Below are 13851 nucleotides of genomic sequence, written 5' to 3'. Positions count from 1 at the left end.
CCTGGCAGGAGCCTAGCCACCGCGCCCGCGGGGGATGCGGGGCGAGGTAGGCGATTCCTTCAGGCACGCGCGAGGAACTCTCGATGTCGCCGAGCCGATCCGGCTCCTAACGTCGGAGACGCACGCCGACCGACATCCGAGTGAGGAGGATCCAGGTGACTGCGAGCATGATCGAGCTGACGCCGACCCAGCAGCGGTTCCGGTCAGCGATGGCCAGCCTCTCCGCGGGCGTCAACGTGGTCACGACCGACGGGCCTGCCGGTCGTGCGGGCATCACGGTGAGCGCTGTGTGCTCGGTGAGCGATACCCCACCGACCATGCTGGTCTGCATCAACCGGTCCAGCCGCAGCCATGCCGCGTTCGCGCGCAACGGTCGGCTCTGCATCAACGTGCTCGGCGGACGTCACGCGGACGTCGCTCTGCTCTTCGCCGGCGCCACCGGCGTCTCCGGCGCCGAGCGCTTCGCCGCGGGGGAGTGGGACGACGATGCCGGCGTGCCCGTCCTGGTCGGCGCCGCGGCGTCGGTGCTCGGCCGGATCACTGAGATCAGCGGCCAGGGGTCGCACTCCGTCGTCTTCGTCGAGGTCGAGCGGATCCTCCTCAACTCCGAGGCCGGTGGGCTGGTCTACTTCCAACGTCAGTTCCACCCGCTGGGCGAGCGGGAGCAATCATGACCCGACATGCCCTTGCCTGATCCGCCATCGAGCAGTTCGGCCTACGCTGCGGGCATGACCGTCGACCCGCGCGCGCCGGAGCTGGTCAGTGACGACTTCGTCGCCATGCTCTCAGCCGCGCAGATGTGCGTGCTCGTGCACGACGCCGAGACGAAGAACATCCTGTGGGCGAACCCGGCTGCCTGCGAGCTCCTGGAGTGGGACGTCGCCGAGCTGCGCCCCCTCAAGGCCAACGACATGAGCAGCTCGGCCCAGCAGTACGACCGGGTGATCGGCCGGGCCTGGCTCCAGGACGCCGTGGAGCGCGGTGCCAGCCGGATGGAGTGGCACTACCGCACGCGGTCCGGTCGGATCGTGCCCACCGACTCGATCGCCACGCGGGTGGAGCTCGCGCAGGGGCCGGCGGTGATGGTGCAGTTCCGCGACATCGAGCGCGAGCAGCACATCGCCCAGGAGCTCCGTCTGGCGACGTCGTACATCGATGCCTTGGCGCGACAGACGTCGGTGGCGGCCTTGATGGCCGATCGTCGAGGTGTCCTCCACTTCGCGACCGACTCGGCGATGGCTCTCATCGGAGCGGACATGCGAGAGCCCCTGGGACCGCTCGAGGGCCGGGCCCGGCTCCGGATGGACAACGCGGAGGTGCACTGGGCCGACGTCGTCGAAGCGGCCGCGCCGCTGACCTCCGTCCAGCTCGTGATCAACGAGGGTCCGGCCGCGGTCTGGCTGGAGGGGAGTGTCGAGCGGCTCAACGACACCGAGGGCGGGACCTATCTGCTCATCGTCCACGACGTCTCCGAACGTGTTCACGGGGAGGCGGAGAGGGTCCGTGAGGCGCAGCGGGAGAACTACCTCGCCCGCTACAACGCCATGGGCGACATGGCGATGGCGATCGCTCACGAGCTCGGTCAGCCGCTCGCCGCGGCCGGCAACTACCTCGGCGGCGTCCTCGCCCGCGTCGACGCACTGCTGGCGCCGGAGGGGTCCGCCGTGCCCGAGGGCGACCTCAGTGGCATCGTCCGCGGCATCGACAGCGCCCGCCGCCAGATCGAGCGGGCCAGCAAGATCGTCGAGGCGATGCGCGGCTTCGTCGGCCACCTCGAGCACGTGGGGGAGAGTGTCGACCTGCACGACGTCGTCGCGGACTGCGAGTACTTCGTCCGTCTTCGTGCTGCCGATGCTGGGGTCGAGGTCGTCGTCGAGCCGAACGCCACCCAGGTGGTCGTCCGCTGCGAGCGGGTGCTCACCGGGCAGGTGCTGCTCAACTTCTGCTTCAACGCGATCGACGAGATGGCGGCCGGAGGCGGCTCGCGCCTTCGGATCGTCGTGCGCCCCGGGGACGGCGTCGGTGTGGTCTCGGTGGAGGACGAGGGGCGTGGCATCGCCCGGGACCCGTTCGTCGACAGCTTCACGTCGAAGGAGCGCGGGAGCGGGATCGGGCTCGCGCTGAGCTACCGCATCATCACGCGTCAGCGCGGCTCGGTCTGGGCCGAGCGGCGCGACGAAGGAGGATCGCGGTTCTCCTTCGCCCTCCCGCTGGCCGACTGAGGTCGGCACGCTCGGGTGGTCCCAGCATGAGGGATTTCTTCAGAACTGTCCGATTGACAAGATTCGTGAAGCCGGGGAGTGTGTGCGAGGTCACGCCCACGATCCAGGAGCTCCACCATGACGTCCGATCTCATCGAAGTCGCCGAGACCCGGCGCGCTGACAGGCCAGGCTCGCGCCACCCGCTCGCCGCGCTGACCGCCGCGGAGGTCGACCGCACGCGTGCGATCCTCGAGAGCGAGGGGCTGATGACGGCCGAGTCCCGGGTTTCGTACGTGATGTTGCGTGAGCCTGAGAAGGCCGACGTCTTCTCCTGGGACGGCGCCAGTCCGCTGCCCCGCGAGGTGAGCCTGCTGCACACGGAGCTCGCGACGCTGACCGTCAGCGCCGTGGTCGTCGACCTGACGGCGGGCGCGGTCGTCTCCCGCGAGCTGCTCGACCCGACCCGCGACGGGTTCGGCCCGTGCCTCGACGAGGACTACCCGCTCGTGGACGCGATCGTGAAGGCCGACGAGGCTTGGCGCGCGGCGGTGACCAAGCGCGGCGTCACCGACATCGACAAGGTGCGACCCGTCCCGCTCTCCGCCGGCGTGTTCGGCTACGACGACGAGGTGGGCAGGCGCATCTACCGCGTGCTCAGCTTCTACGAGCCCGAGCCGGGCGCCATGGTGTGGGCCCATCCGGTGGGCGGTGTCATCGCCCATGTCGACGTCACCGGCGGCAAGGTGCTCCGCGTCGTCGAGACGCACATCGAGCACATGCCGAGCGAGTCCGGCGACTACCTCGACCCGGCCGTGCGAGGCCCGCAGCGCACCGACCTCAAGCCGATCTCGATCACGCAGCCCGAGGGCGTCTCCTTCTCCATCGAGGAGGGCGTGCTGTCCTGGCAGAACTGGAAAGTCCGCCTGGGATTCAACGGTCGTGAGGGGCTCACGCTGCACCAGCTCTCCTTCACCGACGGCGACGAGGAGCGCCCGATCCTCTACCGCGCGTCGGTCGCCGAGATGGTCGTCAACTACGGCGACCCCGGGCCGACGCACGGTTGGCAGAACTACTTCGACTTCGGCGAGTACCAGTTCGGCCGGCTCGCCAACTCCCTCGAGCTCGGCTGTGACTGCCTCGGCGAGATCACCTACCTCGACGCCGTCGTCGTCGACGACTTCTGCGTGCCTCAGACGATCCGCAACGCCATCTGCCTCCACGAGGAGGACTACGGCGTGCTGTGGAAGCACAACGACATCTTCAGCGGCACCTCCGAGACCCGGCGCCAGCGGCGGATGGTGATGTCGTTCTTCGGCACGGTGGGCAACTACGACTACGGCTTCTACTGGTCCCTCTACCTCGACGGCACCGTCGACCTGGAGGTGAAGGCGACGGGCATCCCGTTCCCATCGGGGCACGACGGCACCGACCCATACTTCTCCGAGCTCGCTCCAGGGCTGGGTGCCCCGGTGCACCAGCACCTGTTCTCCGCCCGGCTCGACTTCACCGTAGACACGGTTCGCAACCACGTCGACGAGCTCGATGCGGTCTCCGTGCCCGCAGACCCCGACAACCCGTGGGGCAACGCGATCGCACGCACCAGCACTCGACTCGCCACCGAGCTCTCCGCCCGACGCGACGCCGCCAACGAGCGCAACCGGGTGTGGACGATCTCCAGTGCGGAGCGCACGAACCGCTTCGGCCACCCGACCGCCTACGTCCTGCAGCCGGAGGGGCAGCCCACGCTTCTCGCAGCGGAGGACTCCTCGATCTCGCGCCGCGCCAACTTCGCGCGGCACCACCTGTGGGTCACGCAGTATGACCGGGACGAGATGTGGCCGTCCGGCTACACAGTGAACCAGCACCCTGGCGGCGCCGGCCTCCCGGCGTATGTCGCGGGCGACCGCAGCGTCGACGGCGAGGACCTCGTCGTCTGGCACACGTTCGGTCTGACGCACTTCGTCCGTCCCGAGGACTGGCCGATCATGCCGGTCGACTACGCCGGCTTCAAGCTCCGGCCGCACGGCTTCTTCGACCGCAACCCCACCCTCGACGTCCCCGATCTCAACCGAACCGCTTGCCACTCGACGCGCGCCAGCGCCGGCTCGGGCTGCGGCTGCGACTGAGCCTTCTGAACACCCACCCACCTCTCGTCCGTCACCTCTAGGAGAACCAGTGAACCTGCCTGAGCTCACCACCTCGATGTACCTCGCCGGCAACTGGACGACCGGCTCCGGCGGCAAGATCGACGCGATCAACCCGAGCACTGGCGACGTGCTCGGCGTCATCGCCGCAGCCGGTGTCGAGGACGTCGACCTGGCCGTCGTGGCGGCCACCGAGGCCCTGCGCGGCTCTTGGGCGGCCACCCCGCCGTCCCAGAAGGGCCTCCTGCTCCACCGGCTCGCCGATCTGGTCGAGCGAGACGCGCAGACACTCGCCACCCTCGAGTCGCTGGACATGGGGACGCCCTTCGGGTTCGCGCAGGCGCTGTTCGTGCCGAACCTGGTCGCCTCGCTGCGCTACTACGCCGGCTGGGCCGACAAGGTCAACGGCGAGCTGGTCAGCACCGACGGCTACTTCGGAGCGCCGACGCACTCCTACACGCGGCGCGAGCCGGTGGGCGTCATCGCGGCGATCGTGCCCTGGAACTCGCCCCTGATGATCCTGGGCTGGAAGCTTGCGCCGGCGCTGGCCACCGGCAACACCGTGATCGTGAAGCCGGCGGAGGACGCGTCGCTCTCGATCCTCCACCTCGCCACGCTCGTCGAGGAGGCAGGCTTCCCTGCTGGCGTCGTGCAGGTGCTGCCCGGATTCGGCGAGGTGGCAGGCGAGGCGCTGGCCGTTCACCCGGGCGTGCACAAGGTGAGCTTCACCGGCTCCACTGAGGTCGGCCGCCGCATCCTGCGTAACTCGGCGGGCAACTTCAAGCGCACGACCCTGGAGCTCGGCGGCAAGTCGCCGCAGATCGTCTTCGGCGACGCTGACCTGGAGGCCGCGATCCCCGGCCTGGCGATGGGTCTGTTCGCCAACCAGGGCGAGGTGTGTGCGGCCGGCACCCGCGTCTTCGCGCACCGCTCGGTCTATGACGCCGTCATCGACGGGCTCAAGGGCGCCGCGCAGGCCCAGGTGCTCGGCGACCCGTTCGACCCGTCGACGACGATGGGGCCGCTCATCAACGAGGCGCAGCGTGAGCGGGTGCTGGGCTACGTCGCCAAGGGCCGGGCCGAGGGAGCGGTCGTCGTGGCCGGTGGAGGGACGCCCGAGGGTCCCGGGTTCTTCGTGCAGCCGACCGTGTTCGCGGGCAGCAACGACCTGACGATCGCGCGGGAGGAGATCTTCGGCCCGGTGGGCACCGTGATCGCGTTCGATGACGACGCCGACGTCGTGACCATGGCCAATGACAACGACTTCGGCCTCGCCGCGACCGTCTGGACCCGCGACGTCGGTCGGGCCCATGGGGTCGCCGCGCAGCTTCAGGCCGGTGCCGTCGGCGTCAACGGGTGGTCGCCGCTCGCCCCCCAGCTGCCCTGGGGCGGCACCAAGGCCAGCGGTGTTGGACGCGAGCTCGGCTACGAGGGCATCCTGGCCAACACCGAGGCCAAGACGGTCACGGTGGTCCTGTAGGCGTGAGCGTTGCCTGGCCGGCGCTCGACACGGTCCGAGGAGGTGCGATGACCTCCTCGGACCGTTCCGTCGAGCCCGTGGTGCACATCATCGACGACGACGAGGACCTGCGGCAGTCGCTGGTCTTCCTGTTCGAGAGCGTCGGGATCGAGGCGTTGACCTATCCCGACGCGACGTCCTTCGTGGACGAGTTCGACCCGGACGAGCCGGCGGTCGTCATCGTCGACGTACGCATGCCCGGGATGAACGGTTTCCAGCTCCAACAGCTCCTCATGGAGCGCGGCTATCCGGCTCCGATGATCTTCTGCTCGGCGCACGGCGACATCCCGATGTCGGTGAGGGCGCTCTCGATGGGGGCCGTGGACTTCCTGGAGAAGCCATACGACCACCAGCGGATGATCGACGTCGTCCAGACCCAGCTGGAACAGGCGCGGGCGCGCTTCGACCAGAGCCGCCAGCGTCGTGAGCTGCTCGCCCGGCTGGCGCCGCTCACCGTGCGCGAGCGCGAGGTGCTCAGTCTCGTCATCCGCGGCATGTCCAGTCGCGCGATCGCGCGAGAGCTGGGCACCAGCGACAAGACGATCGACGTGCATCGCGCGCGGATCAAGGCGAAGACCGAGGTGGAGACGCTCGGCGCCCTGGTGCGCGACATCCTCGTCTTCGAGATCGACGTCGACTCCCTGGACTGAACGACACCCACCAAAAGCTCCGGCCCGCCGCACTCGTGCGGCGGGCCGGAGCTTCGGTGTTGCCGAGGGCCTCAGCGGAACGCCGGCACGGTGGCCGGCTGCCCCATGAGCACGGCTCCGGCGGCGTCGTACATCGCCGGGCTGAGAAAGGCGTGCGACTGTGGGACGAGCGCGTCGCCGAGCAGATGCTGCAGCGGGTGACCGGTGAAGATCGGTGCGGTGCCCGAGATGCTGGCCACCTTGCCCACCACGTCGGCGCAGACTCGCGACAGGTGGGCGGCGGAGAGCCGGAGGTGAGCGTTGACCCGGTCCGGCACGGGGCCGTCCAGAGCCGCGTCCCAGCCCTCTTCGGCGGCCTCGAAGAAGTACGCCCTGGCCGAGCGGAGCAGGGCCTCTGCCTCGGCGATGCCGGTGCGGTAGTAGGGCCGGTCGGCCAGCTTCGGCGCCCCGGTGATCCCCGCGCGGGCGGCCCCGATCTCCTGGGCGAAGTCGAGGGCGGCGCGTGCGACGCCGGCCGAGACCACCGAGAGGGCCTGTGCGGCATAGGTGATGGTCGGGTAGCGATAGATCGGCTCGTCGATGGTCGGCGCGCCCCCTCGGATGAAGGTGCAGCTCGTCGGGACCACCACGTCCTCCAGGACGAGGTCGAAGGATCCGGTGGCGCGCATGCCGACGACGTCCCAGTCCTCGACGATCTCCACGTCGCTCGGCCGCACCAGCGCGCCGCGTGGCTTGCCGCTGCTGGAGTCGTCGCCCGGGATGCCGACGCAGATCACCTCGGCCGCCTTGCAGCCGCTGGCGAACTTCCAGCGGCCCGTGACCGAGAAGCCACCCTCGATCGGCCGGGCCTGCTGCACTGGGAAGAGGGCACCGGCGAAGACGAGGTCGGGCCCGTCGGCGTACAGCTCCTCGAGCGTCGCCTCCGGCAGCGAGCCCAGGTAGGACGTCTGGCATCCGAAGCTCGCCACCCAGCCGGCCGACCCGTCGACGGTCGAGATCTGCTCGACCATGCGCAGGAACTGAGCTGGGCGCAGAGGGCTGCCCCCGAAGTGCTGGGGGGTCGCGGCCCGGTAGACCCCGATCTCCTTGAGTCGCGCGACGAAGTCGGCCGAGACGTAGCGCTGGGCGTGGAACTCCTCGCGTCGGGCGCCCAGCTCGCTGAGCACGTCCTCCATCGACGTGGCACTCTCAAGGGCGTCGACGTCCTGCCGGACGTCCGCTTGGGTCTGGGTCATCACCGCTCCCGTGGGTCGTAGGTCAGTCGAATCCTGTCGTGCCTCTGACTGCGCAGAAATCGGAGGAATGCGCGCAGGCGTAAGGGAAACCTTCAATCCGTGCGAGCGGTTCGCTCAGCAGTCCGATCGGTGTGGGGCAGCGGTTTCCGGTGCGGATACTGAACGCCACCGGCGTACGACGATCGCGAGGACCCTCATGACGCTCACCTACTCGGCCCCCACGGTGACCGGCGCGCGAGCCGAGCGGCTGCCGCGCGTGGCCGCCCTGGTCTCCGCGGGCTGCCTGCTCACGCATGTGGTGCTGCTCGGACTGACGGGGGAGTCGCTTCTCGTGCTGACGGTGCCGATGCTGCTGCTGTCGGGCATGTGTGCAGCCTGCGCGGCGTCCGCGTGGCGCCGCCGATGCACCGACCTCGAGCTGGCCGTCATGCTGGTGCTGGGCCTCGCGATGGTGGCTGTCCACCTGCTTCTCGCGCCGATGCACGAGGGGCACGAGCACGTCGAGGTCTCGACGACGACGGATCTTCTCATGCACGGCGGGCTCTCCCTCGCACTGACGGCGGAGGTCGTGGCAGGCGTGGCCCTGGTGCGCCGGCTGATCCGGTCTCGTTGAGGAGATACTGGTGCCCTGCAAGGCGACGCATTGCCCTGCGTGGATGAGAGCGTGTGTGACGAGAGGACGGCCGACGTGGTCGGATCGCGGCCCCGGCGCTACGGGGAAGGGCTGGGCGAGAGCGCGAACAGCGTGTTGGGCAAGGCGCGCCTGATCCTCGAGTCGTTCCACATCGAGGACTCCGCACTCTCGCTCTCGGAGCTGGCTCGGCGCACCGGCATCTCGAAGGCGTCCGTCTACAGACTCGCCCAGGAGCTGGTCGACTGGGGGATGCTCGAGCGGGCCGGCCAGGACTACCGGCTCGGACTGCGCGCCTTCGAGCTCGGAAGTCGGGTCCCGCGGTTCCGCGTGCTGCGAGACACCGTGCGGCCGTTGATGGAGAGCCTGCACTTCGCGACGAAGGAGACGGTGCACCTGGCCGTCCTCGACGGTCTGGAGGTGCTCTACCTGGAGAAGGTCGCGGGCGGCCCCCAAGCCGCGCGTCCGTCCCGGATCGCCGGTCGCATGCCCGTGCACTCGACCGCAACGGGCAAGGTCCTCCTGGCGCACGCGCCGGCCTCGGTGTTCGACGAGGTCGTCGCCCGCGGGCTGTCTCGGGAGACGCCGGCGACGATCGTGATGCCGGGGGTGCTGGCCGAGCAGCTGCGCATCGTCCGTGAGCGCGGCTACGCCGTCGAGCAGGAGGAGACGACCGCTGGCTACGTCTCGGTCGCCGTGCCGCTGACCGGCAGCAGTGGCATGGTGCTGGCCTCGGTCTCCATCACGGCGCCCGCTTTCCGCGCGGATGTCGCGCGGTACGTGAAGGCGCTGACGGCGCTCTCGGAGCGGGTCGCGACCCTCGACCAGCTCAACTGACGCTGTCGGCCTAAAGGATCCCCCTACGGCGGTGGGAGAAAGTCGCGCTGCTGCCAGGTGGGTGAGCAAACGTAGCGTTCCTCACACTCTCCCTCGACGCACGCCGGCTGGCCTTCTGCCGCACGCGGAGTCGACCCCAGCAATCGCAAGGAGTGAAGTATGTCGAGCAACGCGTCCGGTCTCCGGGGCTCGATCGGTGTCATCGGCATCGTCTTCCTGGTGGTGGCGGCCGCATCGCCGCTGACCACCGTCGCCGGGTCCCTGCCGGTGATGATCGCCATCGGGAACGGTGCCGGAGCCCCACTGACCTACATCGTCGCAGCGCTGGTCCTGCTGCTGTTCAGCGTCGGGTATGCGGCGATGAGCAGCCGGATCACCGACGCGGGCGCCTTCTACGCTTACGTCACCCATGGACTCGGGCGCCGGCTCGGCATCGGCGCCGCGGGTCTTGCGCTCTTCGCCTATGCCGCGGTGCAGGCCGGTGTCTACGGGCTGGCCGCCGCCACGATCGACGGCCTCGTCGTCCAGTACGGCGGTCCGGATCTGCCCTGGTGGTTGTGGGCGTTCGTGATGATGGCCGTCGTCGGCGTGGTCGGATACCGCAACATCAGCCTCGGCGCTCTCGTCCTCGGCGTCCTGCTCGCGCTGGAGATCGTCGCGATCATCGCGCTCACCATCGCTGTGTTGGTCAAGGGCGGGGCGCACGGGATCGATGCCACATCGTTCACCCCCTCGAGCTTCTTCTCCGGCTCGCCCGGCATCGCGATGATGTTCGCGATCGGGTCATTCATGGGCTTCGAGGCCACCGCGATCTACAGCGAGGAGGCGCGCAACCCCAAGCGCACCGTCCCGCTGGCGACCTACGTCGCGATCATCGTGATCGGCGTCCTCTACGCCCTGTCCAGCTGGGCCGTGGTCCTGGCCTTCGGCAGCAGCCGGATTTCCGATGCGGCGGCGAAGGACACCGCTGGACTGACGTTCGACGCAGCGGCTCGCTTCCTCGCGCCGTGGACCTCCGAGGCGATGCAGATCATGCTCGTTACGAGCCTCTTCGCCACGCTGCTCGCCTTCCACGGCGCGATCGCCCGCTATGTCTTCGCCCTTGCTCGGGCCGGCTATGCGCCGCGTGGCCTGGCTGCCGTGCACGCCAAGCACGGGTCGCCGCACGCAGGGTCGCTCCTGCAGACGGCGTCCGCCGCCGTGCTCGTGGGTGTCTTCGCGATTGCCGGCGCCGACCCCGTCCTGCAGCTGTTCACCTGGATGGCCGGTGTCGCGATCGTGGCAATCCTCGCCCTGATGGCCTTGACCAGCTTCGCGATCGTGGCCTACTTCCGACGTACGCGTGTCGACACGCGCCTGTGGCAGACCGTCATCGCTCCCGTGCTCGGGGGACTCGGCCTCATCGCCATCACGGGACTCGTGATCGCCAACTTCACGACGCTGATCGGAGGATCGCGCACGATCGCCGCGATCTTCCTGGCCGCTGTAGTCGCCGTCTTCGTGGTCGGCGTCCTGTTCGGCGGCCGGCCGTCACGGTCGTCGAGCGACGGCGACGACTCGGCCACCGAGCTCGAGGCGGCCCCCGTTGGCTGAGTCGTCTTCACTCGATCTCCGGCAGGAGCCTTCCATGACCGACGACGACCAGTTGCTGCAGCGCCGGTTCGACGTCCTCGGCCGCAACGCCCCGCTCTTCTACGAGCGTCCCGTCCATCTCGTCCGTGGCGAGGGGGTATGGGTCGAGGACGCCGACGGGCGGCGCTACCTCGACGCCTACAACAACGTGCCCCATGTCGGGCACTGCCACCCTCGCGTCGTCGAGGCGGTGGCGCGCCAGGCCGGCACGCTCAACCTGCACACCCGGTATCTCCACGAGCTCGTCGTCGAGTACGCCGAGCGGCTCACCGCGACCCTGGCGGGGCCCCTCGACACCGCGGTCCTCACCTGCTCGGGCAGCGAGGCCAACGAGCTTGCGCTCCGGATGGCACGCTTCGCGACGGGCAGCAGCGGCCTGATCGTCAGCGACTTCAGCTATCACGGCAACACCGCGACGTTGGCCTCGCTGACCACCTGCTTCCCAGTGGTCGAGGCGTTCCCCGGTAACGCCCGGGCTGTCCGGGTCCCCGACCCGCGCCACGACGGCCAGGGCCTGAGCGAGGACGAGCTGGCCGACCGTTACGTCACGCAGGTTGCCGAGGCCGTGCGCTCGCTCGAGCAGGCGGGGCACGGGGTGGCCGCGATCCTCATCGACTCCTTCTTCGCCAACGAGGGGCTGCCCGACGCCGTCCCGGGCTACGTGCGGCGTGCCGTCGCGACGGTACGTGAGGCGGGTGGCCTCTTCGTCTGCGACGAAGTGCAGGCCGGCTTCGGTCGGACCGGGGATGCGATGTGGGGCCACGAGCTGGCGAAGGTCGCGCCCGACATCGTCACGATGGGCAAGCCGATGGGCAACGGTCACCCGGTGGCCGGCGTCGTCGCGCCCAACGGTCTCATCTCCGACTTCCAGGCAGCGTCGACCTACTTCAACACCTTCGGTGGCAACCCGGTCTCCGCCGCGGCAGCCATGGCCGTGCTCGACGTCCTGGAGGAGGAGCGTCTGCAGGACAACGCTCGCGTGGTCGGCGCCTACGTGCGTGAGGGCCTCGAGAAGCTCGCCGCCCGGCACGACGTGATCGGCGGCGTCCGAGGACGCGGCCTGTTCTTCGGCATCGAGATCGAGCAGGACGGCGCGCCGGCGCCTGGCCTCACCAAGGTCCTGGTCAACGCGATGCGGGACCGCGGCGTGCTGCTCAGCCGGATCGGCCGGCACGACAACGTCCTGAAGATGCGGCCCCCACTGGTCTTCGGCCAGTCGGAGGCCGATCTCCTCCTGGACACCCTCGAGGAAGCGCTGGTGGCGCTGTGACGACCGCCGTCGACTTCGACACGCTGCCCGTCGACGACCAGGTTGCGCGCCTGACCCGGATGGCGCAGGCCGCCGGAGACCACTGGGAGGGCGGGTTCAGCGACGTCGAGCTCGTGAAGTACCGGGAGAACGCCGTGTTCTCCGCTCGACGTCCAGGCGGAGAGCGCGTCGCCGTTCGCATCCACCGGCACGGATACCACTCTGATGCCGCGCTCCGCTCCGAGCTGGCGTGGATGCGCGCGCTGGGGGAGAGCGGCGCCGTCACGGTACCGCCGGTTCTGCCGGCGGCCGACGGTCGGCTGGTCGTCGAGATCCGTCATTGCGACGTCCCGCAGTCGCGGCAGGTGTCGGTCCTCGGCTGGCTGGCAGGTCAGCCCGCCGGCACCTCGGAAGACGGCGTCGACCTGGATGGCGTGGCGGCTGCGCAGCTCTACGCCAAGGCGGGGGTCGTCGCCGCCCGCCTGCACGACCACTGCGGGTCCTGGGAACGGCCCGAAGGGTTCACGAGGCACTCCTGGGATGCCGAGGGGCTGGTGGGCGAGACCCCGCTCTGGGGCCGGTTCTGGGAGTACGACCGCCTCACCGATGCTCAACGAGACCTCCTCCTGGAAGCGCGCCGGAGGGCGCGCACCGAGTTGGATCGGATCGGCCGGCATCCGCACAACTACGGCCTCATCCATGCCGACCTCGTGCCGGAGAACCTCCTCGACGAGGGCGGTCAGCTCAAGCTGATCGACTTCGACGACGCCGGTCACGGCTGGTTCCTCTTCGAGCTGGCGACTGCGCTCTACTTCAACCTCGAGGCGCCTGGATACCGTGATGTTCGTCGTGGATTGCTCGCGGGCTATCGCTCCGTCCGACCGTTGAGCGCCGAGGAGGAGGCCCTGCTGCCGCTCTTCATCTTCCTGCGCGGTACGACGTACCTGGGGTGGGTGCAGTCCCGTCCCGAGACCGAGACCGCGCGCAGCATGGGACCGATGCTCATCGAGCTGGCCTGTGCGGCTGCGCGGGAGTACCTGGCCGCGCTCTGAGCGGGCCGACGGATCGCACACGCGGGGCCTGGCAGATAGTGACCGCCGTCGTCGACCGCTGTCTTCAGGATCGACCGCAACAGGCTTGTACGCATGCGCGTGGGAGTCGGCATGGCCGCAAGGGACACCTCCGCGGCGGGGATTCCGACGCGCTGTGGCAGCCGGGAGTAAACGATGTCGCCGTCCGCCGCGCCGTGGCGAAGCCCCTAAGAGCGTGATGGAGTGCCGGCTCATGGTGCGCCCGGAAGACTCAAGGCGTACGTGCGCGTCTCGACCTGAACGATACCCGTCCAGGTCGTGACCAGGCACGATCCAGCGGCACAACTGATCGGCATCACTCCGAGAGGGCAGGCATCAAGCAGGCGAAAGGCCCCAGGTCGTTGAAGAGTCGCGAGTCGGGTCGCACGCAGCTGCGACCCGGGCCAGGAGTAGCGTGGCAGTGCGCCTTGCCGACGAGTTCGGCATTGCTCGACCGGTGAACCCGGCGCGTCCGATATGTGTCCAGAGGTAGAACCTCGCGGGTGAATTCGCAGGGCACGACGATGCATCTCGCGGACTGTCCCGTCGCGAAAGCTTCGAAGGTTCGAATCCTTCACCCGCCACCAATGTGATGTCGCAGGACATCCCGGACAGCGGACCTACGGAAACGTAGGTCCGCTGTCCGTTTCTGCGGTTGTCCTGTGGGGGCGCGTCTTGCAGG

General features: G+C 69.3%; 11 protein-coding genes. 10 read left to right on the top strand and 1 reads right to left on the bottom strand.

Going from position 1 to position 13851, the window contains the following annotated elements; all coding sequences use genetic code 11:
* Positions 1 to 155 precede the first annotated feature (155 nt).
* The 5 genes from ACYQ1K_RS21300 to ACYQ1K_RS21280 all read left to right on the top strand — a co-directional run bounded on the left by ACYQ1K_RS21300 (position 156) and on the right by ACYQ1K_RS21280 (position 6515).
* The gene (locus tag ACYQ1K_RS21300) at positions 156 to 674 is read left to right on the top strand and encodes a flavin reductase (RefSeq protein WP_459985293.1); all 519 of its coding nucleotides are present in this window, start codon (positions 156 to 158) and stop codon (positions 672 to 674) included.
* 54 nt (positions 675 to 728) lie between these two features.
* Complete coding sequence (locus tag ACYQ1K_RS21295; protein ID WP_459985292.1) at positions 729 to 2222, top strand: PAS domain-containing sensor histidine kinase; 1494 nt, start codon at positions 729 to 731, stop codon at positions 2220 to 2222.
* 117 nt (positions 2223 to 2339) lie between these two features.
* Positions 2340 to 4328 carry a primary-amine oxidase gene (locus tag ACYQ1K_RS21290; protein WP_459985291.1) on the top strand — a complete coding sequence of 663 codons (1989 nt, stop codon included), beginning with the start codon at positions 2340 to 2342 and terminating at the stop codon, positions 4326 to 4328.
* Positions 4329 to 4377: 49 nt separating this feature from the next.
* Entirely contained in the window at positions 4378 to 5826 is a 1449-nt protein-coding gene (locus ACYQ1K_RS21285) for an aldehyde dehydrogenase family protein (protein WP_459985290.1), read from the top strand.
* Between the two features lie 47 nt (positions 5827 to 5873).
* Positions 5874 to 6515, top strand: a complete 642-nt coding sequence (locus tag ACYQ1K_RS21280; RefSeq protein WP_459985289.1) for a response regulator transcription factor — start codon at positions 5874 to 5876, stop codon at positions 6513 to 6515.
* A 71-nt stretch (positions 6516 to 6586) separates the two neighbouring features.
* Here the strand turns inward: ACYQ1K_RS21280 and ACYQ1K_RS21275 are convergent, their stop codons facing one another.
* Positions 6587 to 7750, bottom strand: coding sequence for an acyl-CoA dehydrogenase family protein (locus ACYQ1K_RS21275; protein ID WP_459985288.1), 1164 nt, complete (start codon positions 7748 to 7750; stop codon positions 6587 to 6589).
* A gap of 196 nt (positions 7751 to 7946) precedes the next feature.
* Between ACYQ1K_RS21275 and ACYQ1K_RS21270 the strand changes: the two genes are divergently transcribed.
* The 5 genes from ACYQ1K_RS21270 to ACYQ1K_RS21250 all read left to right on the top strand — a co-directional run bounded on the left by ACYQ1K_RS21270 (position 7947) and on the right by ACYQ1K_RS21250 (position 13151).
* The gene (locus tag ACYQ1K_RS21270; protein WP_459985287.1) at positions 7947 to 8363 is read left to right on the top strand and encodes a hypothetical protein; all 417 of its coding nucleotides are present in this window, start codon (positions 7947 to 7949) and stop codon (positions 8361 to 8363) included.
* Between the two features lie 51 nt (positions 8364 to 8414).
* Positions 8415 to 9218, top strand: a complete 804-nt coding sequence (locus ACYQ1K_RS21265) for an IclR family transcriptional regulator (protein ID WP_459985284.1) — start codon at positions 8415 to 8417, stop codon at positions 9216 to 9218.
* A gap of 159 nt (positions 9219 to 9377) precedes the next feature.
* A complete protein-coding gene (locus tag ACYQ1K_RS21260; protein ID WP_459985283.1) occupies positions 9378 to 10811 on the top strand; it encodes an APC family permease in 1434 nt (477 codons plus the stop codon).
* Positions 10812 to 10845: 34 nt separating this feature from the next.
* Complete coding sequence (locus ACYQ1K_RS21255) at positions 10846 to 12120, top strand: aspartate aminotransferase family protein (protein ID WP_459985282.1); 1275 nt, start codon at positions 10846 to 10848, stop codon at positions 12118 to 12120.
* Positions 12117 to 13151 carry a phosphotransferase enzyme family protein gene (locus ACYQ1K_RS21250; protein ID WP_459985281.1) on the top strand — a complete coding sequence of 345 codons (1035 nt, stop codon included), beginning with the start codon at positions 12117 to 12119 and terminating at the stop codon, positions 13149 to 13151. Before ACYQ1K_RS21255 ends, ACYQ1K_RS21250 begins: the two co-directional genes overlap by 4 nt.
* Positions 13152 to 13851: the final 700 nt, after the last annotated feature.

The sequence above is a fragment of the Nocardioides sp. AN3 genome (assembly GCF_054653495.1).
This window is presented reverse-complemented; position numbering and strand designations above follow the sequence as displayed.

Excerpts from the sequence above, each read along its gene's own strand:
- ACYQ1K_RS21295 (WP_459985292.1), top strand. The coding sequence starts at position 729 with ATGACCGTCGACCCGCGCGCGCCGGAGCTGGTCAGTGACGACTTCGTC.
- ACYQ1K_RS21290 (WP_459985291.1), top strand. The coding sequence starts at position 2,340 with ATGACGTCCGATCTCATCGAAGTCGCCGAGACCCGGCGCGCTGACAGG.
- ACYQ1K_RS21280 (WP_459985289.1), top strand. The coding sequence starts at position 5,874 with ATGACCTCCTCGGACCGTTCCGTCGAGCCCGTGGTGCACATCATCGAC.
- ACYQ1K_RS21275 (WP_459985288.1), bottom strand. The coding sequence starts at position 7,750 with ATGACCCAGACCCAAGCGGACGTCCGGCAGGACGTCGACGCCCTTGAG.
- ACYQ1K_RS21270 (WP_459985287.1), top strand. The coding sequence starts at position 7,947 with ATGACGCTCACCTACTCGGCCCCCACGGTGACCGGCGCGCGAGCCGAG.
- ACYQ1K_RS21260 (WP_459985283.1), top strand. The coding sequence starts at position 9,378 with ATGTCGAGCAACGCGTCCGGTCTCCGGGGCTCGATCGGTGTCATCGGC.
- ACYQ1K_RS21255 (WP_459985282.1), top strand. The coding sequence starts at position 10,846 with ATGACCGACGACGACCAGTTGCTGCAGCGCCGGTTCGACGTCCTCGGC.